The sequence below is a fragment of the Vannielia litorea genome (assembly GCF_900142295.1).
GTDB lineage: Bacteria > Pseudomonadota > Alphaproteobacteria > Rhodobacterales > Rhodobacteraceae > Vannielia > Vannielia litorea.
In genome coordinates this window covers 3,291,864-3,316,733 of the sequence record NZ_FSRL01000001.1, presented here as the reverse complement: position 1 = coordinate 3,316,733, position 24,870 = coordinate 3,291,864, and the positions used below count along the sequence as shown (strand labels likewise).

Annotated in this window: 26 protein-coding genes; 14 read left to right on the top strand and 12 right to left on the bottom strand. The window is 70.2% G+C overall.

Annotated elements, in window-relative coordinates:
- Positions 1-19 precede the first annotated feature (19 nt).
- From pgsA to BUR94_RS16185, 3 genes are read left to right on the top strand one after another with little or no spacing between them, the layout of a single operon-like run.
- Positions 20-637 (top strand): CDP-diacylglycerol--glycerol-3-phosphate 3-phosphatidyltransferase, encoded by a 618-nt coding sequence (gene pgsA, locus BUR94_RS16195; RefSeq protein WP_074257205.1) that lies wholly within the window; start codon positions 20-22, stop codon positions 635-637.
- Positions 638-639: 2 nt separating this feature from the next.
- Positions 640-885, top strand: coding sequence for a molybdopterin converting factor subunit 1 (gene moaD / locus BUR94_RS16190; RefSeq protein ID WP_074257771.1), 246 nt, complete (start codon positions 640-642; stop codon positions 883-885).
- A 13-nt stretch (positions 886-898) separates the two neighbouring features.
- A complete protein-coding gene (locus tag BUR94_RS16185) occupies positions 899-1,342 on the top strand; it encodes a molybdenum cofactor biosynthesis protein MoaE (protein ID WP_074257204.1) in 444 nt (147 codons plus the stop codon).
- A 43-nt stretch (positions 1,343-1,385) separates the two neighbouring features.
- On the opposite strand, the gene BUR94_RS16180 is transcribed toward BUR94_RS16185, so the two are convergent.
- The 4 genes from BUR94_RS16180 to ubiA form a co-directional block, all read right to left on the bottom strand.
- A complete protein-coding gene (locus BUR94_RS16180) occupies positions 1,386-2,030 on the bottom strand; it encodes a DUF2268 domain-containing putative Zn-dependent protease (RefSeq protein WP_074257203.1) in 645 nt (214 codons plus the stop codon).
- Positions 2,027-2,356: a hypothetical protein gene (locus BUR94_RS16175; RefSeq protein WP_074257202.1), complete on the bottom strand. Its 330-nt coding sequence runs from the start codon at positions 2,354-2,356 to the stop codon at positions 2,027-2,029. Before BUR94_RS16175 ends, BUR94_RS16180 begins: the two co-directional genes overlap by 4 nt.
- A complete protein-coding gene (locus BUR94_RS16170; protein ID WP_074257201.1) occupies positions 2,349-4,304 on the bottom strand; it encodes an OmpA family protein in 1,956 nt (651 codons plus the stop codon). Before BUR94_RS16170 ends, BUR94_RS16175 begins: the two co-directional genes overlap by 8 nt.
- Positions 4,305-4,376: 72 nt before the next feature.
- Positions 4,377-5,339, bottom strand: coding sequence for a 4-hydroxybenzoate octaprenyltransferase (gene ubiA, locus BUR94_RS16165; protein ID WP_074257200.1), 963 nt, complete (start codon positions 5,337-5,339; stop codon positions 4,377-4,379).
- Between the two features lie 12 nt (positions 5,340-5,351).
- Here ubiA and BUR94_RS16160 point away from each other — a divergent pair, with 12 nt between their 5' ends.
- From BUR94_RS16160 to BUR94_RS16140, 5 genes are all read left to right on the top strand, one after another.
- Complete coding sequence (locus BUR94_RS16160; protein WP_074257199.1) at positions 5,352-6,071, top strand: 16S rRNA (uracil(1498)-N(3))-methyltransferase; 720 nt, start codon at positions 5,352-5,354, stop codon at positions 6,069-6,071.
- Positions 6,068-6,928: a GNAT family N-acetyltransferase gene (locus tag BUR94_RS16155; RefSeq protein WP_074257198.1), complete on the top strand. Its 861-nt coding sequence runs from the start codon at positions 6,068-6,070 to the stop codon at positions 6,926-6,928. The genes BUR94_RS16160 and BUR94_RS16155 overlap by 4 nt, the downstream gene beginning before the upstream one ends.
- A complete protein-coding gene (locus BUR94_RS16150) occupies positions 6,925-7,449 on the top strand; it encodes a hypothetical protein (RefSeq protein WP_074257197.1) in 525 nt (174 codons plus the stop codon). The genes BUR94_RS16155 and BUR94_RS16150 overlap by 4 nt, the downstream gene beginning before the upstream one ends.
- Before the next feature lie 60 nt (positions 7,450-7,509).
- The gene (locus tag BUR94_RS16145; protein ID WP_074257196.1) at positions 7,510-8,880 is read left to right on the top strand and encodes a glutamate--cysteine ligase; all 1,371 of its coding nucleotides are present in this window, start codon (positions 7,510-7,512) and stop codon (positions 8,878-8,880) included.
- Positions 8,881-9,027: 147 nt separating this feature from the next.
- Positions 9,028-9,270 (top strand): hypothetical protein, encoded by a 243-nt coding sequence (locus BUR94_RS16140; protein WP_074257195.1) that lies wholly within the window; start codon positions 9,028-9,030, stop codon positions 9,268-9,270.
- A gap of 37 nt (positions 9,271-9,307) precedes the next feature.
- On the opposite strand, the gene plsY is transcribed toward BUR94_RS16140, so the two are convergent.
- The 5 genes from plsY to BUR94_RS16115 form a co-directional block, all read right to left on the bottom strand.
- Positions 9,308-9,928: a glycerol-3-phosphate 1-O-acyltransferase PlsY gene (gene plsY / locus BUR94_RS16135; RefSeq protein WP_074257194.1), complete on the bottom strand. Its 621-nt coding sequence runs from the start codon at positions 9,926-9,928 to the stop codon at positions 9,308-9,310.
- A gap of 137 nt (positions 9,929-10,065) precedes the next feature.
- A complete protein-coding gene (pyrC, locus tag BUR94_RS16130; protein WP_074257193.1) occupies positions 10,066-11,340 on the bottom strand; it encodes a dihydroorotase in 1,275 nt (424 codons plus the stop codon).
- Between the two features lie 79 nt (positions 11,341-11,419).
- Positions 11,420-11,980: a hypothetical protein gene (locus BUR94_RS16125; protein WP_074257192.1), complete on the bottom strand. Its 561-nt coding sequence runs from the start codon at positions 11,978-11,980 to the stop codon at positions 11,420-11,422.
- Entirely contained in the window at positions 11,980-12,534 is a 555-nt protein-coding gene (locus tag BUR94_RS16120; protein ID WP_074257191.1) for a hypothetical protein, read from the bottom strand. Before BUR94_RS16120 ends, BUR94_RS16125 begins: the two co-directional genes overlap by 1 nt.
- Positions 12,527-13,474 (bottom strand): aspartate carbamoyltransferase catalytic subunit, encoded by a 948-nt coding sequence (locus BUR94_RS16115; protein ID WP_074257190.1) that lies wholly within the window; start codon positions 13,472-13,474, stop codon positions 12,527-12,529. The genes BUR94_RS16120 and BUR94_RS16115 overlap by 8 nt, the downstream gene beginning before the upstream one ends.
- An 87-nt stretch (positions 13,475-13,561) precedes the next feature.
- Between BUR94_RS16115 and BUR94_RS16110 the strand changes: the two genes are divergently transcribed.
- From BUR94_RS16110 to BUR94_RS16090, 5 genes are all read left to right on the top strand, one after another.
- Positions 13,562-14,347 (top strand): uracil-DNA glycosylase, encoded by a 786-nt coding sequence (locus BUR94_RS16110; protein ID WP_074257189.1) that lies wholly within the window; start codon positions 13,562-13,564, stop codon positions 14,345-14,347.
- Positions 14,348-14,375: 28 nt separating this feature from the next.
- On the top strand, positions 14,376-14,996 hold the full coding sequence (locus BUR94_RS16105) for a LysE family translocator (protein ID WP_074257188.1): 621 nt from the start codon (positions 14,376-14,378) through the stop codon (positions 14,994-14,996).
- The gene (gene moaB, locus BUR94_RS16100) at positions 14,993-15,523 is read left to right on the top strand and encodes a molybdenum cofactor biosynthesis protein B (RefSeq protein ID WP_074257187.1); all 531 of its coding nucleotides are present in this window, start codon (positions 14,993-14,995) and stop codon (positions 15,521-15,523) included. Before BUR94_RS16105 ends, moaB begins: the two co-directional genes overlap by 4 nt.
- A gap of 149 nt (positions 15,524-15,672) precedes the next feature.
- Positions 15,673-17,136: an efflux RND transporter periplasmic adaptor subunit gene (locus tag BUR94_RS16095; RefSeq protein ID WP_074257186.1), complete on the top strand. Its 1,464-nt coding sequence runs from the start codon at positions 15,673-15,675 to the stop codon at positions 17,134-17,136.
- 3 nt (positions 17,137-17,139) lie between these two features.
- Positions 17,140-20,529, top strand: a complete 3,390-nt coding sequence (locus tag BUR94_RS16090) for an efflux RND transporter permease subunit (protein ID WP_074257185.1) — start codon at positions 17,140-17,142, stop codon at positions 20,527-20,529.
- 9 nt (positions 20,530-20,538) lie between these two features.
- Here the strand turns inward: BUR94_RS16090 and BUR94_RS16085 are convergent, their stop codons facing one another.
- Positions 20,539-22,095 carry an ABC-F family ATP-binding cassette domain-containing protein gene (locus BUR94_RS16085; RefSeq protein WP_074257184.1) on the bottom strand — a complete coding sequence of 519 codons (1,557 nt, stop codon included), beginning with the start codon at positions 22,093-22,095 and terminating at the stop codon, positions 20,539-20,541.
- A 120-nt stretch (positions 22,096-22,215) separates the two neighbouring features.
- Positions 22,216-23,025 carry a protein-disulfide reductase DsbD domain-containing protein gene (locus tag BUR94_RS16080; RefSeq protein ID WP_074257183.1) on the bottom strand — a complete coding sequence of 270 codons (810 nt, stop codon included), beginning with the start codon at positions 23,023-23,025 and terminating at the stop codon, positions 22,216-22,218.
- A 124-nt stretch (positions 23,026-23,149) separates the two neighbouring features.
- On the opposite strand from BUR94_RS16080, the gene BUR94_RS16075 reads away from it, so the two are divergent.
- A complete protein-coding gene (locus BUR94_RS16075) occupies positions 23,150-23,740 on the top strand; it encodes a YqgE/AlgH family protein (RefSeq protein WP_074257182.1) in 591 nt (196 codons plus the stop codon).
- 104 nt (positions 23,741-23,844) lie between these two features.
- On the opposite strand, the gene holA is transcribed toward BUR94_RS16075, so the two are convergent.
- A complete protein-coding gene (gene holA / locus BUR94_RS16070; protein ID WP_074257181.1) occupies positions 23,845-24,864 on the bottom strand; it encodes a DNA polymerase III subunit delta in 1,020 nt (339 codons plus the stop codon).
- Positions 24,865-24,870 lie beyond the last annotated feature (6 nt).

The following is a 24,870-nucleotide window of genomic DNA, read 5'->3' as shown; positions in this document are numbered from 1 at the left end:
TCTGGGGTAAACCCGGGTCATGGTCTGGACGATCCCAAATATCCTGACGGCCCTCCGCCTGCTCGCCGCACCCGGCGTGGCGGTGATGTTCCTCTACTTCCAGCGCCCCTGGGCCGACTGGTTCGCGCTGGTGCTCTTCATGGCCGCCGCCATCACCGATTTCTTCGATGGCTGGCTCGCCCGGAAGTGGAAGCAGGAAACCAAGATCGGCGCCATGCTCGACCCGATTGCCGACAAGGCGATGGTGGTGATCGCGCTGCTGGTGATCACCGGCTTCTCCGGCATGAACCCCTGGATCCTGCTCCCGGCAACGCTGATCATGTTCCGCGAGGTCTTCGTCAGCGGGCTGCGCGAGTTCCTGGGCGACACGGCGGGCACCCTCAAGGTGACCCGGCTCGCCAAGTGGAAGACCACGGCGCAGATGGTCGCCATCGCCATCCTCTTCCTCGGCACCGGGCTCGACTGGCTCACCCACCGCGGCGACAGTCCGGGCGGCCTCGCCCGCTTCCGCGACGGGCCCGCAGGCTGGGCCACGGTCACCGGCACCTGGGTGCTCTGGGTCGCCGCCGGGCTCACGCTGGCCACCGGCTGGGACTACTGGCGCAAGGCGCAGCCGTTCCTGAAGGGGCCGAAATGAAGGTGGATGTGCTCTACTTCGCCTGGGTCCGCGAGCGGATCGGCCTGCCGCGCGAGGCGGTCGAGACCGGCGCGGCAACGGTGGCCGGGCTGGTCGAGGAACTGCGCGCGCGCGAGCCGCGCTATGCCGCGGCCTTCGAGGATGTCACGGCGCTGCGCGTGGCGCTCGACCAGGAGCTTGCCGACTTCGATGCGCCGCTCGCGGGCGTGCGCGAGGTGGCCTTCTTCCCGCCGATGACGGGTGGATGAAGGGGGCCGGCTGATGTCCGAGGTCCGGGTTCAGCCCGAGAGCTTCGACGCGGGCGCCGAGCTCAACCGCTTTTCCGCGTCGCAGGCCGGCGCGGGCGCGGTGGTGAGCTTCACCGGCGTGGTGCGCGATGTGGCCGGCGGGCTGGAGGCGATGGAGATCGAGCACTATCCCGGCATGACCGAGAAGGCGATCACCGGGATCGTGGAGGAGGCCGGACGCCGCTGGCCGCTGACCGGGGCGCTGGTGATCCACCGGCACGGGCGGCTGGAGCCGGGCGCCCAGATCATGATGGTCGCCACCGCCTCGGCGCATCGCGCAGCCGCCTTCGAGGCGGCGGAGTTCCTGATGGATTACCTCAAGAGCCGCGCGCCTTTCTGGAAGAAGGAGCTGACCCGCGACGGCGCGGGCTGGGTCGCGGCCGTGGAGGCCGACGAGAACGCGCTGAAGCGCTGGTGAGCCCTGTGGTCGGCCCCAGCGCGGGCCCCATGGCCATCGCGGCTCACAGCAGTGCGCGAAACCGCTCCGGCGGGTCATGGGCGAGGGCGGCAGCGGTGGCCGTCGGGTGCTCGGCAAAGTAGCGGGCCACGAGCTGGCGGGCGGCCGAATAGCCCAGCCACATCGGGTAGGCGCCGGTACCGAAGAACCACTCGTTGTGGTCATACCCCGGATCCGACCAGAGCGTGCGGATCGTCTCTCGGTGGCTCTCAAGTGCATCCGGCACCGCGCCTTCCCAGGGTTCCAGCGGCGAGCCGAAAAGCTCCTGCGCGAAGTGGCAGGCAAGACCCTCCGACACCAGCACCGCGCCGAGGCTCGCGCCATAGCCCGGCCCGTCCCAGCGCGCGGCGTGGTGCAGCTCATGCGCCACCATCCGCTCGAAGCTCTCGTTGGCGTTCTCGGCCAATGCGGGGCTTTCCGGGTCGACGGTCAGGATCAGGGTGCCGGGGCCGGGCGCGAGGCCCAGGTGGCCCTTCTCGGCGATCACCGCGCTGCCGGCCCGCAGCACCACGTCGAGCGGCCCGAGCGGCAGGCGGGCGGCGGCGCGGGCATGGGTGGCGCGGACAAGGTCGCCGAGCCAGGGGGCGAGCGCGTCGAGCGCGCCGCGGGCGTTGCAGATGTGAAGCGCGAGCGGGGGCGGCCCGCTCATCCGGCCTGCTGGTGGCGCTCGATGTAGCTGCGCAGCTCCTCGGCCTCGCGGCGGGCATCGCGCAGCCCGTCCATCGCGGCGGAAAGTTCGGCTTCGGTCTGGGAGAGCTGGTTGGTCAGCTCGGCCTCGCGGCTTTGCAGGTAGGCGATGGCCTGATCGCGGGTCTCTTCGGCCTCGTGGAGCGATTGGGCCATCTTGTCGAGCTCGCCCATCTCCGACTGGGTGACCCGGCTGAGCCGGTGGATCAGCCAGTTGGCGAACCAGCCGAGCATGAACGCCACGAAGAGAATGATCGCCGTGACGATGATGAATTCCGATCTACTCACCCGTGGTCTCCGCCTCGCCTTCCTGGTCTTCGGCCCCGGCATCCGCCGGGTCTTCACCTTCTGCCCCATCACTCCCGTCAGCGCCAGCCTCTTCGGCCGCGTCGAGGGCGTCTTCGGACACGAGGGTAAACTCGATGCGGCGGTTGGCCTCGCGGCCTTCTTCGGTGTCGTTGTCGGCGATGGGCATTTCCTCGCCGTAGCCGGTGGCGGTGATGCCCGAGGTCAGTACCCGGCGGTCCATCAGCGCCTTCAGCACCGCGTCGGCGCGCTGCTGCGAGAGCTGCTGGTTCATCTGTTCGCGGCCCTGGCTGTCGGTGTGGCCGCCGATCTCCATCTCGAAGTCGACCTCCGAGCACTTGCCCTTCAGCACCTCGGCGATCCGGTCCATCACGCCCACGGCAGGGCCGGAGATCTCGGTCGAGCCGGGCTCGAAGGTGATCTTGGTGGCCTCGTTGATGGCAACGATCCTGGCCACGCATTGCTCGGGCGTCGGCAGGTCGGCGAGCGGGTCGAGCTGGGCCTCGTAGGTCACGGCGATCTCGTAATGCGCGCCTTCGCCCAGCTTCTCGGCGAGATGGCGGGCGATCTCGGCCTTGGCATCGGGGTTGCCGGTGGTGCCGCGCACCTCGATGTAGGCAGGCTGCACCACCACCGAGCCGCTGTTGAGGTGGCCGAGCGCGGTCAGCCCCGCCAGCACCCGGATCGGCCAGCCATCGGGCAGGTCGGGGTCGAGCCGGGTGGCGAGATAGACGGCCTCCGAGCCGAAGCTGGCCTGGGCAAAGCTCTTCACGGCCTCGCGCACCTGCTCGTTGGTGACGCGCCCGCGCAGCTGCACCCGACCCTCGGGCGAGCGCGTGGCCACAAACTCGGGCGGGCCCTGGTCGGCCTCGCCGGTGCCGTCCACGCTGGCCTTTTCCGGCAGCGAGGAGGCCAGCGAGAAGACCTCCGGCAGGTTGCTCTCCAGTTCCCCAACCACCTTGTCGAAGGAGGCCTGCGAGGTGCCGGCGAGAGCGACCAGCGAGATGTCGGCGTCGGAGAAGGTGATCGCCCCGCCGCCCAGCTCGCCCACGGCGGCAATGGCCTGTTCGGCGGCCCGGGCCCAGTCGGGCGTGGGCACGCCGAGGCCCAGCACGCAATCGACCTGGCCCTCGAGGCCGACCGCGCGGGCGGCGGCGAGGATACGCCGGCGGCTCTCCTCGGTGTCGGCGGAGCAGGCGTCAAAACGGGCGGTGCCGTTCTCGTCGATCAGGAAGCGCAGGGTGAAGGGGGTGATGACCGGGCGCGGCGCGCTGATGTCGACCACCAGCTGCACGCCCTCGGGGGCCTCGCGGGCCAGCATGGTTTCGAGCCTGCGCTTCTCGGCACCCGAAGAGCTGATGGCGGTCACCGCCACCCGGTCGGCGGCGATGGAGACCTTGGACCGCGGCAGCATCTTGAGCGCGTAGAGCCCGAACTTCACCGCGCGGTCCCAGCCGTCGGGCAGCGGGTAGTCGGCGGTTTCAAGTAGGTCGGTCACCGCGATGTCGTTGCCCACGGTCTGGGTGATCCGCCCGGCAAAGGCGTCCCGGTCGACCTCGGCGGGGATCAGCCCGATCATCGAGATGCCGTCGTCGTTGCGCAGGATCTCGATGGAGAACTGCGGCGCGGTGATCGGCTTGGCCGGCTCCACCTCGATCTGGTCGATCACCCGCGAGGCATCGACCACGGCGCCGGTCGCGGAGAGCGCCCGAAAGCGGGCCGCCTCGGAGGGCGCCGTGCCGGAGATCAGCACCTGCAACCCGTCGGTCTCCACTGCGGCCCAGTCGTGCCCGCCCTCGATCAGCGCCGTCTTCACCGCCGATTGCGATCCGCGCTCGATCAGCCCGGCCGCGGCGGTGGCGCTGAAGTAGCACAGCACGGCGGCGACGAGGAGCGCGATGAAGGTGACGGCTTTGGGGCTGAGTTGCATCGGGGCTCCGGCGCGGCTTCAGGATGGACCTTGCTTTAGAGCGGCGGGCAGCCGTGTGCAATCATGCTGCGATCACAGAAGGATGACGGCGGCGAGAAACAGCACGGGGATCAGCCCGGCGTCGCGGTTGGAGCGGAACAGCCGCAGGCAGGTGGCCGGGTCGTCGATCTTGAGCTGCCCGAGCTGCCAGGCCAGGTGCCAGCCCATCGCCCAGGCCCCTCCGGCGGCGAGCGCCAGTTGCAGCGGTGAGGCGGGCTCGATGAGGGCGGCGATCATCGCCACGGTCAACAGGGTGACGGTCAGCGCGAGGAAGAGGCGCAGGATCTGCGGCGAGGCGTCTCCGAAGAGCCGTGCGGTGGATTTGACCCCGATCAGCGCGTCATCCTCGATATCCTGATGGGCATAGATGGTGTCGTAGAAGATCGTCCAGGCGATGCCGGCGGCATAGAGAAACACCGGCGCCAGCGCGAGCGCATCGGTATGCGCGGCCCAGGCCAGCAGGGCGCCCCAGTTGAATGCGAGGCCCAGAAAGATCTGCGGCCACCAGGTGAAGCGCTTGGCGAAGGGGTAGATGCACACCAGCGCCAGCGAGCCGACGCCGAGCCAGATCGCCGTGGGCGGAAAGGTGAGCAGGATCGCGAAGGCCACCAGTGCCTGCGTGGCCATCCAGGCCAGCGCCTGCCGCACCGAGACCGCGCCCGAGGGGATCGGCCGCGAGCGGGTGCGGGCCACCGAGCCGTCGATGTGGCGGTCGGTGATGTCGTTCCAGGTGCAGCCCGCGCCGCGCATCAGCACCGCGCCGAGGCCGCAGCCCGCGATGATCCAGAGATCGAACCAGCGCCAGCCGGTCGAGGCGGCGGCCAGCAGCACGCCCCACCAGCAGGGCAGCAGCAGCAGCCATGTGCCGATCGGCCGGTCGGCCCGCGACAGCCGCAGGTAGGGGCGCGTGGCGGGCGGGGCCCAGCGGTCGACCCAGTTTCCGCTGACCGCATCGGCAACCTGCCCTGCGTCTGGCGTTTCGGGTTCGGCAGACATATCTCTGGCCCCATGAAAGCAAAAGTCCGCCTCCATGTAGACCACCCGCTGGGCGCGGGGCAAACCGTTGGATTGTCGCGGGAGCAGGCGCACTACCTGTTTGCGGTGATGCGGCTGGAGGTGGGCGAGGGGGTGCTCCTGTTCAACGGCGAGGCCGGCGAGTGGCTGGCCGAGGTGATCGTGGCCAACAAGCGCAACCCGGTGCTGGTGTGCCGTGAGCAGACCGGCCCTCAGGTATCGCCCCCCGATCTCTGGCTTCTCTTTGCCCCGATCAAGAAGGCCCGCACCGATTTCATCGTCGAGAAGGCCGCCGAGATGGGCGCGCGCCGGATCGTGCCGGTGCTGACCGAGTTCACCAATGCCGAGCGGGTGAAGGTGGACAGGTTGCAGGCCCATGCGGTGGAGGCCGCCGAGCAATGCGGCGGCACCTTCGTGCCCGAGGTCGCCGAGCCGGTGAAGCTCGCGGCCCTGCTCGATGCCTGGCCGAAGGAGCGCAGCCTGATGTTCTGCAACGAGGCGCTGGTGGGTGAAGACCGCAAGCTGGGCGGCGCGCCCGGCCCCTGGGCGGTGCTGATCGGCCCCGAGGGCGGGTTCTCCGACACCGAGCGGTCGCGGCTCGCGGCGATGCCCCAGGCCCAGGCGGTGAGCCTCGGCCCGCGTATCCTGCGCGCCGACACGGCGGCGGTGGCGGCGCTGACGCTCTGGCAGACAACCCACGGAGACTGGCAATGATCCGGCAGGCGCAACCCGGCGAGGAGGCGCGACTGGAGGCCTTTCTGGCCGGGCATGCGGAAACCTCGATGTTTCTGCGCGGCAACCTCGCCACCCACGGCCTGCGCCCTACCGACCACCCCCACGGCACCACCTGCTGGCTCGCCGAAACCGAGGCCGGCGCGATCCGCGCGGTGGTCGGCTGCAACAACGAGGGCTTCCTGATGGCGCAGGTGCCCGTGCCGCTGCCGGGCCTCTGGAGCGCGGTGGCGCAGGTGCTGGCCGGGCGCAGCATCGCCGGAATGACCGGGGAAGACACCCAGGTGCGGGCAGCGCTGGAGGGCATCGGCCTGGCCGACGCGCCCTTCACCCTCAACCACACCGAGCCGCTCTACCGGCTCGATCTGGACCGGCTCGAAGACCCTGAGGCCGAGCTGCGGCCCGTGAGCCCCGCCGACGAGCCGATGCTGGTCGAATGGTTCGCCGAGCATTTCATCGACACCGGCTTCTCCGCCAGCCGGTTGCAGGCGCTCTCCGATGCCCGCCGGCGCGCCGCCCGCGTCGTGCACGAAAGCGCCCTGCGCCTGCTGCTCGACAACGGGGTTCCGGTCGGCATGGCCGCGGTCAATGCGCGGGCGGGCGACATGGTGCAGCTTGGCTCCGTGCATGTGCTGCGTCCGCACCGCAACCGCGGGCTGGGGCGCCGGGTCACAGCGGCGCTGCTGGCCGAGGAGCGGGCCAGGGGCGCGCGCAGGGCGGTGCTCTTTGCCAACAACCCGGCGGCGGCGCGGGCCTACGAGGGCCTCGGCTTTCGCCATATCGGCGCCTACAGGATCGCGCTGCTGGCCCGGCCCATGCCGGTGCGGGTGATGGCATGAGCCTGATCCGCCCGGAGGCCCGCAAGCACCTCGACCGCTGGCGCGAATGCATCGCGGCGGCGGCGATCATCGCCGTCGGCATCTGGCTCGGCACCCAGACCACCGGGCTGGCCTGGTGGCTCGCGGTGGCGCTCATCTCCTTCGGGCTCTTCGCCTTCTATGCCGGGCTGCAACGCGCCCGCATCCGGCCCCGCTCCGGCGGGCGCGGGCTGATCGAGCTCGACGAGGGCGCGCTGCGCTACATGACCGGCGAGGGCGGCATGGTGGTGTCGCTCCCCGAGGTCGTGCGCATCGAGATCGAGACCACCGGCGAAGGCCCCTTCGTGGACGATCTCTTCTGGCTCTGGGTCACGCCGGAGGGCACCGCGCGCATCCCCGCCTCCGCCGCCGGGTCGGAGAAGATGGTCGATGCCCTTGCCGGTTTCCCCGGCGCCCGCTACGAGCAGGTCATCGTGGCCTCGGCCAGCACCGAGCCGCGGCTCTTCATCGTGTGGCAGAAGGATCGCCTTCTGGTGCATTGACTTCACTGCCGATGCTGCCAAGTCTGACAGTTCAGACGGCCAGAAACCCCGGAGCCTCATATGTCCATCCCCCAGTCCGGCGGCGGGCCGATCGAACGGCACGAGCAACTTGCCGCGTATCTTGAAGAGGGCTGCAAGCCCAAGCAAGACTGGCGGATCGGCACCGAGCACGAGAAGTTCGGCTACTGCAAGGACACCCTCAAGCCGCTGCCCTACGAGGGCGACCGCTCGATCCACGCCGTGCTCGCCGGTCTGCGCGACCGCTTCGGCTGGGCCCCCGTCGAGGAAGACGGCAAGCTGATCGGCCTGGTCAAGGACGGTGCCAACGTGAGCCTCGAGCCGGGGGGCGCGCTGGAGCTGAGCGGTGCACCGCTGGAAACCATCCACCAGACCTGCGACGAGGTGAACGAGCACCTGCGCGAGGTCAAGGAGGTGTCCGACGAGATCGGCGTCGGCTTCATCGGTCTCGGTGCCGCGCCGATCTGGACGCATGATGAGATGCCGCTCATGCCCAAGGGCCGCTACAAGCTGATGGACGCCTACATGAGCCGCGTCGGCACCACCGGCACCACCATGATGCGCCGCACCTGCACCGTGCAGGTCAACCTCGACTTCGGCTCCGAGGCCGACATGGTGCAAAAGATGCGGGTGGCCATCGCGCTTCAGCCCGTCGCCACGGCGCTGTTTGCGAATTCCCCCTTCTTCGAGGGCAAGCCCAACGGGATGAAGAGCTACCGCAGCTGGGTCTGGCGCAACATGGACGAGGCCCGGACCGGCATGCTGCCCTTCGTCTTCGACGAGGGCTTCGGCTTCGAGGCCTATGTGCAATACGCGCTCGATGTGCCGATGTACTTCGTCTACCGCGATGGCCGGTACATCGACGCGCTGGGCCAGTCCTTCCGCGATTTCCTCAAGGGCGAGCTGCCCGCGCTGCCCGGCGAGACGCCCACGCTCTCCGACTGGGCCGACCACCTGACCACCGCCTTCCCCGAGGCGCGGCTGAAGAAGTTCATCGAAATGCGCGGCGCCGATGGCGGGCCCTGGCGGCGCCTCTGCGCCCTTCCGGCCTTCTGGGTTGGCCTCACCTACGACCAGGGCGCCCTCGATGCCGCCTGGGATCTGGTGAAGGGCTGGGATGCCGAGACCCGGCAGGCGCTGCGGGTGTCTGCGGGCGAGCAGGGGCTGGCGGGCGAGGTCAACGGCATCCGCATGCACGACCTGGCGCGCGAGGCGGTCGAGATCGCCCACGCCGGCCTGAAGGCGCGCGCGCGGCCCGGCTCGGGTGGCATGGTCCCCGACGAGACCCATTTCCTGAACGCGCTGCAGGAGAGCGTCGCCTCCGGCCAGACCCCGGCCGACGAGCTCCTGGCGCATTATCACGGCGATTGGCACGGCGATCTGAGCCGGATCTACGCGGCCTACAGCTACTAGCGCACCGCTGCCGTGAGGCCTTCGTGAAAACTCCCGTCATGAGGACGGCGGGAGCACACGAAAATGTTAACTTTGCTTGACCCAACGGTAAAAAAGTGGCCAGACTCCCGTCACAAGACATTAAAACGCGAAGAGGGAAGTCATTCTATGCGTAACACAATTATCAAGATTTTCGAGATCCTGATCTGGGTCATCGGCGGCCTCGTGGCCATCGGCGGCGTGATCGGCGGCATCGTGATGCTGGCCCAGGGCGAGGTCGTCGGGCTCGGCGTCATCATCGGTGGTCTGCTCTATGCCGTCATCATCATGGCGCTGTTCTTCATCCAGATCGGCACCTACAACAACACCCGCCGCACCGCCGAAGCGGTGGAGAAACTGGCCGGCCGCTGAGCCACCCGCCAGTTGCGAACTGCAAGGAAGCCGGGCCTCAGGGCCCGGTTTTCTTTTTCTCGCCGATCCGGCTCTCGGTGCCCGCCTTCAGGCGCTGGATGTTCTCGACATGGCGCAGGTAGATCAGAACCGTCAGCGCGATGCCCAGGAAAAACCCGATGCCGTAGCCGAGGGTGAACATCCAGAAGGTCGACGTGGCGGCGGTGATGAGCGCGGCGAGCGAGCTGAGCCGGGTGGCGATGGCCACCACCAGCCATGTGCCGCAGGCGGCGAGCCCGGTCAGCGGATGCAGCGCCAGCAGGGTGCCCAGAAAGGTCGCCACGCCCTTGCCACCCCGGAACTTCAGCCAGACCGGAAAGATGTGGCCGATGAAGGCGCAGAGACCGGCAAGCTGGGCGGCGTCCTCGGCCAGAAGCCAGCGCGCCACCAGCACCGCGATTCCGCCCTTGGCCGCGTCCAGCACCAGCGTGAGAAGCGCCGCCAGCTTGTTGCCGGTGCGCAGCACGTTGGTGGCGCCGATGTTGCCCGAGCCGATCTTGCGCAGGTCGCCCAGCCCGAAGAGCCGGGCCATGACGATCCCGAAGGGCACCGAGCCCAGCAGGTAGGCCAGCACCGCGGCAAGCGCGAGCAGTGAGGGGGCTGTGGTGAGTTCGGGCATCGTCCGCGGGTCCTTTTGGCCCCCTCTATGCGTCAACAGGGCTTTGCCCGGCAAGGGGGCAGCAACACGCCATTGGCCGGGCGTGGTCGGCGCTCCTCACTTCCGCGCCAGGGCGGAGGTCCGAAAGCCCTGTTTGCCTAGCCGAACACCCGGCGCCCGCCCACCCAGGTGCCCAGCACCTTGCCTTCCATTCGCGCGCCGTCAAAGGGCGTGTTCTTGGACTTCGAGCGCAGGGTGGCGCGGTCGAGCAGGAAGGGCGCGTGGGGATCGAAGAGCACGAGATCGGCGGGCGCACCCCTGGCCAGGCGCCCGGCGGGCAGGCCGAGGCGGCGGGCCGGGTTCAGCGCCAGCGCCCGGAAGAGCTGGGGCAGGCTCAGCAGCCCCGCGTGCAGCAGCCGCATGGCGGCGGGCAGCAGCGTTTCCAGCGCCACGGCCCCCGAGGCGGCCTCCTCGAAGGGCAGCCGCTTGCTCTCCTCGTCCTGCGGGGTGTGCATCGAGGAGATCACGTCGATCAGGCCCGATCCCACGGCCTCGACCATCGCCAGCCGGTCCTCCTCGTCGCGCAGCGGCGGCTTCAGCTTGAAGAAGGTGCGATACTCGCTGAGGTCGTTCACGTTGAGCGTGAGGTGGTGGATCGACACGCCGGCGGTGATGTCGAACCCGTTGCCCTTGGCCCGCTCCAGCGGGGGCAGGGCGCGGGCGGCGGAGAGCTGGTCGAAGTGATAGCGCGCGCCGGTCATCTCGACCATGGCGATATCCCGGTCCACCCCCATGCGCTCGGCCATCGGGCTGACGGCGGGCAGGCCCATCAGCGTGGCCAGCTTGCCCGAGGTCGCCGCCGCGCCCTTCGAGAGCGTCGGCTCCTGCGGGTGGCCCACCACCAGCGCATCCAGCTCGCGGGCATAGGAGAGCGCACGGGCCAGCACCTTGGTGTCGGCCACCACCTTGTCGCCATCCGAGAAGGCCAGCGCGCCCGCGTCCTTCAGGAACGACAGCTCCGCCATCTCGCGGCCTTCGCGGTTCTTGGTGAGCGTCGCCATCGCCCGGATCGTCACCGGCGCCTCCCCGGCCCGGCGGGTGACGAACTCGAGCGTCTCGGGGCTGTCGATGGCGGGCAGCGTGTCGGGGCGCATGATGATGGTGGTCACGCCGCCCGCCGCCGCCGCCGCGCCCGCCGACTTGAAGCTCTCCTTGTGGCGCTCCCCCGGCTCGCAGATCTTCACGCCCAGGTCCACGATCCCCGGCGCCAGCACCTTGCCGCCGCCGTCCACCACCAGGGTCCCCTCGGGCGTGGCCATCGGCCCCTGCGCCACATCGGCGATCCTGCCATCTGTCACCAGCAGGTGGCCCGGCCCTTCGGTCAGCGCCTCGGGGTCGATCAGGGTGACATTGGTGAAGAGGGTGGTCGTCATGCGATGTCTGTCTCCGGGGCGCGGGTCTGGCCGGTTCTAGCGTGGCGCGGCAGGAAGGTCACGCCGGGTTCGCCGCCCATCAGGACTGCGCCTTGAGCGCCTTCCGGGCGAGGCCCATCACCCGCGGGCCGCCTTCGATCAGTTCGAAGCCGATCTTCTTGCGGTAGGTCCGGGTGCCGTTCTTGCCCCGCGTGGTGACGAGTTCGGTGGCGAACCACAGGGTATCGCCCCGGGCCGTCTGCTCCAGCTCGAGCCCGTCCTGCAGGGCGTAGCTCCTGAGCTTGCGGTTGTTGAACACGTCGGTCGCAATGAAGCCGCGCTTGTTGGTCAGCGTGTAGTTGGTGTTGCGCCGCACATGGGCCCGCCAGAAGAACTTGCCGAAAGCGAGGTAGAGGCCCACGGCGAGAAACGGCAGGCCGAACAGCGGAAAGAGCGCAAAGATGCCGGGCCCGTTGCGCGGTGCGCCCATCGAGGAGGCCATGGAGATCCAGAACACCGCGAAACCGGCGAAGAACAGGCCGAAGAGGCTCTCGAAGAGGTCGCTGCCGCGGACGACGATGCCCCCCGCCGGGCGCCCCTGCCAAAGGATTTCCTCGTCGTCGTCCAGAAGGCCCTCCCAGCCCGGCGGCGTGTTGGCCATCAGCCCTTCCCCCGGATCGCGGCCAGCGCGGTTTCGGCCAGGGCGGCATCCTGCGCCGACAGGCCGGTAAAGCCCATCGGTCCGGGGCGCACCGTGCGGGTGCGGCCGTCGGCATCGCGGACCCGGCGCACGGCCGGAAAGTGAAAATAGACGGCCCAGGGCCCCTCGCCCGAGCCGCGCCGCTCGATCTTGCCGGTCTTCGGCACGATGAAGCGCATCGCCTGCCGCCCGCCGAAGAGGATGATCGCCCGGCTCCGGGTCACCCCGTAACGCGTGCGCCGGTTGGCGGCGCGGGCATGGGCGGGCGCGATCAGCGCAAAGACAATCCAGAGCCCGCCGGAGATCACCAGGAAGGTGATCCAGATCCCCACCGCGCCCTCCATCTCGTCGAGATTTGCGAGCCCCAGCAGCAGGAACAGCAGAAAGCAGGCAAACATGACCCAGCCGGCAATCCGCAGGATCACATAGGAACCCGGCAAGGCCAGCGTGAACGCCGGCTTGCCCTCCCACAGAAGGGTCTCGTTCTGTTTCAGGTGGGGGGCGAGGTCAGACACAGGCCGCCCGCTCCGCCTTCAGGTTCTGCGCCAGCAGGTCCATCGCGGCCATCCGCACGGCCACACCCATCTCCACCTGCTCGGTGATGACCGAGCGGGAGGGGTCGTCGGCGGTGGCGCTGTCGATCTCCACGCCCCGGTTCATCGGGCCGGGGTGCATCACGATGGCGTCGGGTCTGGCCAGGCTCAGCTTCTCGGCGTCGAGCCCGTAGCGGTGAAAGTACTCCCGCTCCGAGGGGATGAAGCCGCCGTCCATCCGCTCGCGCTGAAGCCGGAGCATCATCACCACATCGGCGTCCTTCAGGCCCTCGGCCATGTCATGGGTCACCTCGCAGCCGAGGTCGCGGAAGGCGGAGGGCACCAGCGTCGGCGGGCCGACGAGGCGCACGCGGGCCTCCATCCGGTTCAGCAGCAGGATGTTGGAGCGCGCCACGCGGGAGTGGGCGACATCGCCGCAGATCGCCACCGTCAGCCGGTGCAGCCGGCCCTTGTGGCGGCGGATCGTCAGCGCATCCAGCAGGGCCTGGGTGGGGTGTTCGTGCCTCCCGTCGCCCGCGTTGAGCACCGCGCAGTTCACCTTCTGCGCCAGCAGGTCGACCGCGCCGGAATGCGGATGGCGCACCACCAGCAGGTCGGGGTGCATGGCGTTCAGCGTCAGGGCGGTGTCGAGCAGGGTCTCGCCCTTCTTGATCGAGCTGGCCTGCATCGCCATGTTCATCACGTCCGCGCCCAGCCGCTTGCCCGCCAGCTCGAAACTGGCCTGGGTGCGGGTCGAGTTCTCGAAGAACATGTTCACCTGGGTCAGCCCGCGCAGCGCCTCACCGTGCTTCTCGCCCGAGCGGTTCATCGCGGCGTAGTGTTCGGCGAGGTCGAGAATGGCGGTGATCTCGTCGGGGGCGAGGTGGGCGATGCCGAGAAGGTGTTTCGCGCGCAATGTCATCCCTGTTCCCCGATGCCGAAGGCCCTGTAATATCCGGTTTTGTATAGCAGGCTCGCGCGGCGCGGCAACATGGGGTAAGCCCGGAGCATGGACGGAGAATTCGACCGGAACGCGATGCTGGCGGCGCTGGCCTGGCAGGTGGAGCTGGGGGCGGTGGACGCCATCGGCGACGCCCCGGTAAACCGTTTCGAGGTGAAAACCGAGCCCAAGGCCAGGCCGGCGGCGGCCGCGCCCGTGCCCCATGCGCCGGTGGTCACGCCCGAGGTCGATGCCGTGGCCGAGGCGCGGGCGCTGGCGGCGGCGGCAGGCACGCTCGAGGCCCTGGCCGCGGCGCAGGAGAGCTTCAACCTCTGCGAGCTGAAACGCGGCGCGCGCAACTTCGTCTTCGCCGACGGGCGGCCCGAGGCACGGGTGATGGTGATCGGCGAGGGGCCGGGCGCCGAGGAAGACGCGCAGGGCAAGCCCTTCGTGGGGCGCTCGGGCCAGCTGCTCGACAGGATGTTCGCCGCCATCGGGCTCAGCCGCGACGCCGCCGAGGCGGAGGCCGCGCTCTACATCACCAACGTCGTGCCCTGGCGGCCGCCGCAAAACCGCGACCCGGAACCGGAGGAACTGGCGATGATGCGCCCCTTCGTGGAGCGCCACATCGCGCTGGCCGCGCCCGAGCTGATCGTGCTCATGGGCAACGCGGCCTGCGGCTCGCTGCTGGGCAAGCGCGGCATCACGCGGTTGCGCGGCAGCTGGCACGAGGTCGCCGGGGTGCCGGCGATGCCCATGTTCCACCCCTCCTTCCTGCTCCGCCAGCCGGAGATGAAACGCCACGCCTGGGCCGATCTGCTCACCGTGAAGGCGCGCCTGGACGGGCGGTCATGACCCGCGTCACCCTCAAGAGCCCCGCCCGATGATCGACCTTCTCACCCTGCTCGCCTTCCTGCCCGCCGCGCTGGCGCTGAACCTCACACCGGGGGCCGACATGATGTTCGTGCTGGCCCAGGGCCTCAAGGGCGGGCGCGCGCCCGCGATGGCCGCCAACGCGGGCATCTCGGCGGGCTGCATGGTCAACGTGGCCGCCGCCGGCCTCGGCCTCGGCGCGGTGGTCGCCGCATTGCCCGGCGCCTTCGAGGTGATCCGCTGGGCCGGCGTGGCCTACCTGCTCTGGCTCGCCGTCGCCACTCTGCGCTCGGGCGGGCCGGGTCACAGCAGGGCCCGCGCGCTCTCGCCGTTTCGCGCCTTCCGTCAGGCGTTGCTGGTGAACGTGACTAACCCCAAGGTGATCCTCTTCATCCTCGCCTTCCTGCCGCAGTTCGTGGACCCTTCGCGGGCGGTCCTGCCGCAATTCCTGCTGCTCGGCCTCGTCCTCGCGCTCGGCGGCTTCGTCATCAACGGCGCCGTCGGCCTCGGCGCGGGCTCCATCGGCCTCGCCCTCACCCGCTCGCCCCGCTTCGCCCGCATCCTCTCCTGGATCACGGCCGGACTCTTCGGGGCGCTGGCCGCCCGCCTTGCCCTGATGGAGCGAACATGACCGACCGCCCCTTCGTCCCCGTCCGCATCGCGGTGCTGACCGTCTCCGACACCCGCAGCCTCGCCGAGGATCGCTCGGGCGATACGCTCGTGGCCCGGATCGAGGCGGCAGGCCACATCCTCGCCGCCCGCAACATCCTCCCCGACGAACGCGCGCAGATCGCCGATCAGCTCCGCGCCTGGTGCGCCGACCCGGAGGTGGATGTGGTCATCTCCACCGGCGGCACCGGCCTGACCGGGCGCGACGTGACCGTGGAGGCGCACCGCGACGTCTATGAAAAGGAGATCGACGCCTTCGGCACGGTCTTCACCCATGTCTCCATGGCCAAGATCGGCACCTCTGCCGTGCAGTCCCGCGCCACCGGCGGCGTGGCCCGGGGGACCTATCTCTTTGCCCTTCCGGGCTCGCCCGGCGCCTGCAAGGATGCCTGGGACGAGATCCTGGTGAAGCAGCTCGATTACCGCCACATGCCCTGCAATTTCGTAGAGATCATGCCCCGTCTCGACGAGCACCTGCGGCGCAAATAGCCAAAGCTCCATGCTGCCGTCACATTTTTCGCGCATTGCCCGAAAATAAAGTGACGGAAACACCGGACAGCCGCGTAACATCCTTGTGGCTTTGCCTGAAATCACGGCACGGCTAGGCTCAACGCGGTCCGCACAGGCTGAGATACCCTATGAATTTTCTGCGTCGCTCCCTCGTCGGGCTGTTTCTCCTGTCGGTCACGCTCGGCCTTCTGGCCTTGGCGGGGGCGAGCTTCTGGGGTGCGGTCGAGGAGCGGATGAACCGCGAGGCTGGCGAGCGTCCGGCGCGCGAGCGCGTGGCGGGGGTCAACGTGGTGGCCATCGAGCCGGGCCGCGCCGTGCCGGTGATGACAGCCTTCGGCGAGGTCCGCAGCGAGCGCACGCTGGATATCCGCGCCACCGTCGGCGGGCGGATCGTGGAGCTGTCCGAGGCCTTCACCGAGGGCGGCGCCGTCGAGGCGGGCGAAATCCTGGCGCGGATCGACCCGACCACCGCCGAGGCGGCGCTGGAGAACGCCCGCACCGATCTGGCCGAGGCGGAAGCCGAGCTGGCCGATGCCGAGCGCGCCCTGGTGCTTGCCCGCGACGACCAGGCCGCCGCCGAGCGCCAGGCCGAGCTGCGGGTGCAGGCGCTGGCCCGGCAGGAGAGCCTGCGCGATCGCGGGGTGGGTTCCGCCGCCGCCGTCGAGGAGGCCCAGCTTGCCGCCGCTTCCGCCGAGCAATCCGTTTTGAGCAAGCGGCAGGCGATGGCCTCCGCCCAGAGCCGGCTCGATGTCGGCCGCAACGGGGTGAGCCGGGCACGGATCGCCCTGTCGAATGCCGAGCGCGACCTGGCCGATCACGAGATCCGCGCCAGCTTCTCCGGCACCCTGGCCGATGTGGCGGTGGTCGAGGGCGGGCTGGTCACGCCCAACGAGCTGATGGCCTCGCTGATCGACCCCGACGCGCTGGAGGTGTCCTTTCGCCTCAGCACCGCGCAATACGCCCGGCTGCTGGGCGACGACGGCCGCCTGATCCCCGCCGGAATGAAGGTGCGGCTCGACGTGTCGGGCCTCGATCTGGTGTCCGAAGGGCAGCTCGACCGGGTGAGCGGCGCCGTGGGCGAGGGCCAGACCGGCCGGGTGATCTATGCCGACCTGACCACGAGCGCGGGCTTCCGGCCAGGCGACTTTGTCACCGTCTCCATCGAGGAGCCGGCACTGGAGGGCGTGGCCGTGGTGCCCGCCACGGCGGTGGATGCCGCCGGCACCATGCTGGTGCTGAACGCCGAGGAGCGGCTCGAGCTGGCCCAGGTCGAGGTGCTGAGGCGGCAGGGCGACGAGGTGATCATCCGCGCCGAGGGCCATGAGGGCGCGCTCATCGTTTCCGAGCGCAGCCCGCTGGTCGGCCCCGGCATCCGCGCCCGCGCGCTGGGCAATGCCGCGCCGCGCCCGGCCGAGCCCGCGCCGGAGGAGCTGGTGGAGCTGAGCCCCGAGCGCCGCGCCCGGCTCATCGCCTTCATCGAGGGCAACAACCGCATGCCCGCCGACGCCAAGGAGCGCATGCTGGCCCAGCTCGCACAGGATCGCGTGCCGGCCGAAACGGTGGAACGGCTCGAGAGCCGTATGGGAGGCTAGACCATGGCGCGCAGCAAACTCTCCACCCCTGCCCGCGCCACCGGCCTTCTGAGCTATTTCACCCGTCACAAGACGGCGGCCAACCTCGTGCTGGTGCTGATGATCGCGGCGGGCATCGCCGCCTTCCCACGGATGCGGGCGCAGTTCTTTCCCGACATCGTGCTCGACAGCGTCCGTGTTTCCGTCAACTGGGAGGGCGCCGGGGCCGAGGATGTGGACAGCGGCATCATCGCCGTGCTGGAGCCCGCCCTGCTGGCGGTCGACGGGGTGGAGGAGAGCCAGAGCACCTCGCGCGAGGGCGGGGCGAGCATCCGCCTGGAGTTCGAAGCCAACTACGACATGGCCCGCGCGGCCGAGGATGTGCAGCAGGCGGTGGATGCCATCACCAACCTGCCCGAGGAGGCCGACGAGCCGGTGGTGACCCGCTCGGCCTGGCGCGACCGGGTGACCGACGTCATCATCACCGGCCCCGTGGGGGTGGAGCTTCTGGCGCGCTACGCCGACGAGTTCGTGGCCCGGCTCTTCGAGGCCGGGGTGACCCGAACCACCCTGCGCGGCGTGGCCGCGCCCGAGGTGATCGTCGAGGTGCCCTCGGCGCAGCTCATCAACAACGACATCACCATGCGGCAGATCGCCGATGCCATCGCCGCCGAGGCCGAGGCCGACCCGGCCGGCGACGTGTCGGGCGGCTCGGCGCGGGTGCGCACCGGGGTCGCCAAGCGCAGCCCCGACGAGATCGCCGGCATCGTGCTCAAGCCCGACCTCACCATCGGCGACGTGGCCGAGATCCGGGTCGAGGGCGTGGACCGCAACCGCACCTACTACGTCGGTCCCAACCCGGCGGTGAGCGTGCGGGTCGACCGCTCGGTGCAGGGCGATGCGATCAAGATCCAGGCCACCGTCGAGGAGGTCGCCGCCGAGATGGAGCTGACCCTGCCCGCCGGGGTGAAGATCGACCTGATCCGCACCCGCAGCGAGGAGATCGAGGGGCGGCTGAACATCCTCATCGAGAACGGGCTGACCGGGCTGGTGCTGGTGCTGGGTCTGCTGTTCCTGTTCCTCAACGCGCGCACGGCCTTCTGGGTGGCGATGGGGATTCCGGTGGCGATGTTCGCGGCCGTGGCGATCATGTATGTCGCCGGGCTGACGCTCAACATGATGTCTCTCTTCGCGCTTCTCATCACGCTCGGGATCGTGGTGGATGACGCCATCGTGGTGGGCGAGCACGCCGACTTTCGCGCCCGAAGGCTGGGCGAGGGGCCGTTCCAGGCCAGCGAGAACGCGGCCATCCGCATGGCGGGCCCGGTGTTCTCGGCGACCGTCACCACCGTCATTGCCTTCGCCGGGCTGACCGTGATCGAGGGCCGCTTCGGCGAGCTCATTGCCGACATCCCCTTCACCGTCATCACCGTGCTGATCGCCTCGCTCATCGAGTGCTTCGTGATCCTGCCCAACCACATGGCTCACGCCCTGGCCGCCAACGAGAAGAAGCAGGCCTGGTACGACTGGCCGTCGCGGCAGGTGAACCGGGGCTTCGGCTGGGTGCGCGATAACCTCTTCCGCAAGCTGATGCGCGGGGTCGTCTGGGCGCGCTACCCGGTGCTGGCGGGCGTGATCGTGCTGCTGGCGGTGCAGGTGGGCGAGCTGGTGCGGGGCAACGTGCAGTGGCGCTTCTTCTCCGCGCCGGAGGAAGGCTCGGTCGAGGGCAACTTCGCCATGGCGCCGGGTGCCGACCGCGCCGACACCATCGCGCAAATGCGCATGTTCCAGGCCGCCGTCGAGGCGCTGGGCCAAAAGTATGAGGCCGAATACGGGCTCAACCCGGTGGCCTATGCGGTGGCCGAGATCGGCGGCAACACCGGTCGCGGCCTCTCGGGCGTGGACAACAAGGACGAAGACCTGCTCGGCTCCATCGCCATCGAGCTGATCGACCCCGACCTGCGGCCCTATTCCAGCTCCAGGTTCGTGGCCGATCTGCAGGAGAGCGTCGAGCAGCACCCGCTGGCCGAGGTCATCAGCTTCCGCGGCTGGCGCGGCGGGCCGGGCGGCGATGCGATCGACGTGCAGCTCTCGGGCGCCTCCGTGGCGCGGCTGAAGGAGGCCGCCGAGGAGCTGAAGCGCCAGCTCGCGCAGTTCGGCGAGGTTTCGGCGTTGGAAGATACGCTGTCCTACGACAAGGAGGAGTTGATCCTCGACCTCACCCCCCAGGGGCAGGAGCTGGGCTTCGCCATCGACGCCCTCGGCTCGGTGCTGCGCAACCGCCTGGGCGGGATCGAGGCCGCGACCTATCCCGACGGCCCGCGCTCCGCCGCGATCCGGGTCGAGCTGCCCTCCCGGGAGCTTACCGCCGATTTCCTTGACCGAACGATGATGCGCACCCCCGATGGCGCCTATGTGCCGCTCGCGGATATCGTGAAGGTCAGCCGGCAGACCGGCTTCTCCACCATCGACCGCGAGAACGGCATCCGCCTGGTTTCGGTCACCGGCGATCTGGATGACAGCAACGCCACCCGGGCCTCCGAGATCATGCTGCAGATCGAGGAGATCATCCTGCCCCGGCTCGAGGAGGAGTATGGCGTCGCCTGGCGCCTGAGCGGCCTCTCCGAGCAGGAGAGCGAGTTTCTCTCCGACGCGATCATCGGTTTCGGCGCCTGCATGATCGGCATCTACCTCGTGCTGGCCTGGATCTTTTCCAGCTGGACCCGGCCCATGCTCATCATGGCGGTCATTCCCTTCGGCCTGATCGGCGCGATCTGGGGCCACCAGATCTGGGAGATGCCGCTCTCGATGTTCTCGGTCGTGGGGCTGATCGGCATGTCGGGGATCATCATCAACGATTCCATCGTGCTGGTGACGACGGTGGATGAATACAGCCGCGAGCGCGGCCTCTTCCCGGCCATCATCGACGGCGCCTGCGACCGCCTCCGCCCGGTGCTGCTGACCACGCTGACCACGGTGATCGGCCTCACGCCTTTGCTCTACGAACCCTCGAGCCAGGCGCAGTTCCTCAAGCCCACGGTCATCACCCTCGTCTTCGGCCTGGGCTTCGGAATGGTGCTGGTGCTGCTGGTGGTGCCCTCGCTGCTGGCCATGCAGCAGGACGTGCGCCGCCAGTTCCAGGCGCTCCGCCGGGCCGCGCAGTTCCGCGGGGGGGCGCGCGGGGTCTCCGGCGTGGTCGCGCTCGTGGCGCTGGCCGTCGCCGGGTGGTTCATCGTCACCCTCGGCTGGACCGCCGCCACCGGCACCCTCTGGCCCGGCCTCGCCGCCGTGCTGCCGGTCGCCGGACTCGCCGGAGCACTGGGCCTGTTTCTCGCAGGCACGCTGGCGCTGGTCGTCCTCGGTTTCCTGCTCGGCGCGCTGGGTCTCATGGCCGCCGGTCGCCGCGCCGCCTGAGGGCGGCCGTCACAGCGCGATCTCCCGCGTCAGCCCGATGGCCGCGCGGAAGGCCGCGTCGTGGCTCGCCACCAGCAGTGCGCCCCGGTAGCCGCGCAAAGCCTCCTCCAGCAGCTCGACCGTCTCGATATCGAGGTGGTTGGTCGGCTCGTCGAGCAGCAGCAGCGCGGGCGGCGTGCCCCCCAGCGCCACCGCCAGCGCGGCCCGCAGCCGCTCGCCGCCCGAGAGCCGCTCCACCGGCGTGGCGGCAGCGGCATTGCGAAAGCCGTAGCGGGCGAGCAGCGCATGGGCCGCGTTGGTCTCCATCTCCGGGTGCAGCGCGCGCAGGTTGTCGATCAGGCTCCGCTCCGGGTCGAGGTCGCCCGCATGCTGGTCGAGCACCGCCCGTGCCGGGGTCACGGTGAACCGGCCCTCCAGCGGCGCGATCCGCCCCCGCAGCGCGGCAATCAGCGTGCTCTTGCCCGCGCCGTTGCGCCCGGTCAGCGCCACCCGTTCGCCCGCGGCCACCTGCCCTTGCACCGGCCCGAGCCGAAACCCCGCGCGCCCCACCACCAGCCCCTCCATCCGCAGCACCACGGCACCGCCGCGCCCGGCCTCGGCCTCGATGGACAGGGCCCGCGCCGGGGCCACATGGGCTGCCGCCGCCTCCCGCGCCGCCTCCGCCGCCGCGTCCAGCCGCTCGGCGCGGCGCCGGTCCGCGCCCTGGGTGCGGCCCGCCCGGTCGGCCATGAAATCGGTCAGCACCTTGGGCTGCGATCCGCTCGCCCGCGCCTTCTTGCCCGCTTGCGCCCGCTGCGCTGCCTTCTCCCGCGCCGCCTGAACCTCGCGCGAAACCCGCGCCGCCTCGCGCCGGGCGCGGTCCAGCGCTCCCGCCTCCCGCGCGCGCCGGGCCTCGCGCTCCGCCACATGGGCCTGCCATCCGCCGCCGGTCACATGGGCCCCCGCAGGCGTCAGCTCCACGATCCGGTCCATCCGCTCCAGCAGTGCGCGGTCATGGCTCGCCACCACCACCCCCCCCGGCCATAGGTCGATGATCTCGCCCACCAGCGCCCGCCCCTCGGCGTCGAGGTTGTTGGTCGGCTCGTCCATCAGCGCGATGTCGGGCGCATCGAGCAGCAGCCGTGCCAGACCGACCCGCGTGCGTTGCCCGCCCGAAAGCTGTGCCAGGGGGCGCGACGGCTCCAGCCCCGGCACCCCAGCCCGCGCCAGCGCTTCGTCGAGCCGCGCGCCAAGCTGCCAGTCAGCGCGGTCAAGGTCGTCGCCCTCGGGCGCACCCGCCTCGATCCGCGCGAGCCGCGCCAGCGCCTCCGCCTGCCCCAGCGCCTCGCCCACCCGCATGGCGAGATCGGGCCAGGACTGCAGCAGCCGTCCGGCGCTGGCCTGCCGGTCGATCCGCCCGGCCAGGGGCGCGATGCCCGCCAGCAGCGCCAGCAGGGTCGATTTGCCCGCACCGTTCGGCCCCACGAGGCCGGTGCGCTCGGGGCCGAAAGCCAGGGTCAGGGGTGGAGTGAGCGGGGTTCCGTCAGGTGCGGTGAGCGGAACGGCGGAGAGAGACAGAACGGGCATGAGATACCTCGGAGCAGAACGCGGAAGCGGCGAAGGCTGCGAGGAAATGGCTCATGTCGGGGTCTCCCTGTGGTGCGGGTCACCTAGAGGCAAGGGCGAGTCGGGTCAAGCCCGGCAGGCTCAGGGCGAGGGGCAGCCCTGGATGTCGATGGCACGGCCCTCGCCCATCAGGGTCACCCGCAGGGTCTTGCGCGAAAGGGCCATGACCTGCCCCTTCGGCGGCACCAGGTCGGCGCTGGCCAGCAGGGCAGGGCCCTCCCGCCGGGTCTCGGTTTCCGAGGCCCAGACCCGCGGGTTGCCCGGCTCGATCACCGCCACCGTGCGCCCGCCGATCCGCTCCGAAGGGATGCGCGCGGTCACCCGCACCCCGTCCGAGATCGGGTCCACCACGCAGGTCACCCCCGATAGCCCCGCCTCGCGGGCGGAGATCGGCCGCGCCTTCAGCGCCGCGTCGATCGCCGGATCGGGTGCGCCCTTGCCCGCCAGCGCGGCGGTGAAGGAGAGCGAGGCCGGCACGCAGATGTGCTCGCAGACGCCGAGGTCCACATTGGCCACCAGCTCCACCGGCGCGCCTGGCGTGGCCGGGGTGATCTCGATCGGCAGCACCAGCTCGTGCTTGTAGCCGATGGTCCTCACCCCGCCCTCGTCAAAGACCCGCGGCGAGGGCCAGTGCAGCGTGACCCGCGCCAGGTTCCGCGAGCCGGTCCAGTCGAAGCTTGGCGGAATGCCGGTCTCGCCCGGCGCGCGCCAGTAGGTCTTCCACCCCGGCGCGAGCGTGAGCCGCAGCGCCGCCATCCGCGTGCCGCGCGGCGTGACCCAGCCGGGCAGCACCTCGGCCCGCACCACCTCGCCGGGGGTCAGGCCATAGGTGCCCGCGGTGGCGGGCGCGAGGAGGGCGAGCGAAAGCAGCGCGGCAAGGAAGATCTTCATGACGGCGGAGAATAGGCGTGACAGGGCTCCGGTGAAATCACGTTTGGGCGATAGCCACCGCGCCGTGGCCGCCCTGCCGCACCTCCCGCTTGCACCGCGCTCCGCCGCGCCCCATCATTGAGACATGCCAAACACCCAGTCGCAGAACATGGACCTCACCGGCAAGCTTCTGATCGCCATGCCCGGCATGGGCGATCCGCGATTCGAGCGGGCCGTGATCTATATCTGCGCCTATTCCGACGAGGCGGCGATGGGGCTGATCGTCAACCGCACCGCCGACGACCTCACCTTCTCCGACCTGCTGAAACAGCTCGACATCGCCAGCGGCATCACGCTGCCGCCCGCCCGCGCGCGCACGCCCATCCACGTTGGCGGGCCGGTCGAGCACAGCCGGGGATTCGTGCTGCACTCCACCGACTACCGCAGCGAGGGGGCCACGCTCGAGGTCAGCCCGAGCTTCGGAATGACCTCCACGGTCGATATTCTCGAGGACATGGCCCGCGGCACCGGCCCGCGCCACGCGATCCTCGCGCTGGGCTATTCCGGCTGGGGTCCGGGCCAGCTCGAGGGCGAAATCACCCGCAACGGCTGGCTTACCTGCGATGCGACGCCCGAGATCGTCTTCGGCACCGGCGATGGCGACAAATGGACCAAGGCGCTCCGGTCCCTCGGGGTGGACCCCCGCCTCCTGAGCGGCGACGCGGGCCACGCCTGAGGCGCAGGCCCGGCCCATTTTCTTGCCGCAAGTATCCCCGCCGGAGGCTCATCTCTCTTTCGGCGAAACCCAGGTCACGCCTGCGCCCTCAGCCCGAAGAGCCGCTAGCGGGGCATCATCGCCAGCCGGATCATCGCCCGTTCAACCTGCGCCATCTGCGGCGCGGTCTGCCCGGCGGAGCGCAGGGCGAGGTCGGTGTCCAGCAGGAGCGCCAGGGCCTTCTCCAGCCGGTGCAGCCCCCAGGCCTGGGCCTGCCGGATCATCCGGTCGCGCCGGGGGCCAAAGACCGGCGGGCGCATCGCGGCAATGCCCTGCGCCGGGCCGCCGGGGTTGGCGGCCGCCACATGCAGCGTCCGAAAGTGCATGCCGGCCATGATGCAGAGCGTCGTCGGGTTCACGCCCTGCCCCTCCAGCCGCCGCATCAGCGGGCCGATCTGGTCGCGCCGGGCCTCGGCGGCGGCGTTGAGCAGCTCGTCCACCCCGGCCTCGGTGGTGGCGGGGGCGAGCGCGGCCACCTCGGCCTCCGAGAGCGGCGTGGCGTCGCCCAGCTTGTAAAGCGCCAGCTTCTCGATGAACTGCCGCAGGTCGCCCGGGTCGATGTGCGAGGCCAGCGCCACCAGCGCCTCCATCGCCCCGTGCTCCACATTCGTCAGCCCCGCCGCGCCCATCCTGTCCTTGATCTCGCCGGGGCCCGGCGGGTCGTCGTAGATGGCGGCGAAACGGGCGCGGGGGTCCTTCTCGAAGAGCTTGCGCAGCTTGCTGGAGGCCTTCAGCGCGCCCGCCGTGGCCACCACCATTCCGTCGCCCTCCTGCCACTCGGCCAGGGCGGTGGCAAACAGCTCGGTCAGCCCGTCGGTCGCGCCCTCCACATGCACCGCGCGCGGGCCGGGAAAGAAGGAGGCCCCGCGCACCGCGTCGAGCAGGGCCGCCGGATCGCCGCGCAGCTCCGCCCCCGACAGCCGGGTGAGCCGCATCTCCTCCTCGCCCTTGGGGCCGACCAGCGCCTTCAGCAGGTCCTGCCGCTTCAGCGCCACCCGCATGGCATCGTCGCCCGAGATCAGGATCCCCGGCCCCGGTACGGGCTTGTCGAAGAAGGCGTTGGCGTCACGGGTCGAGAGCTTCATCGCGCC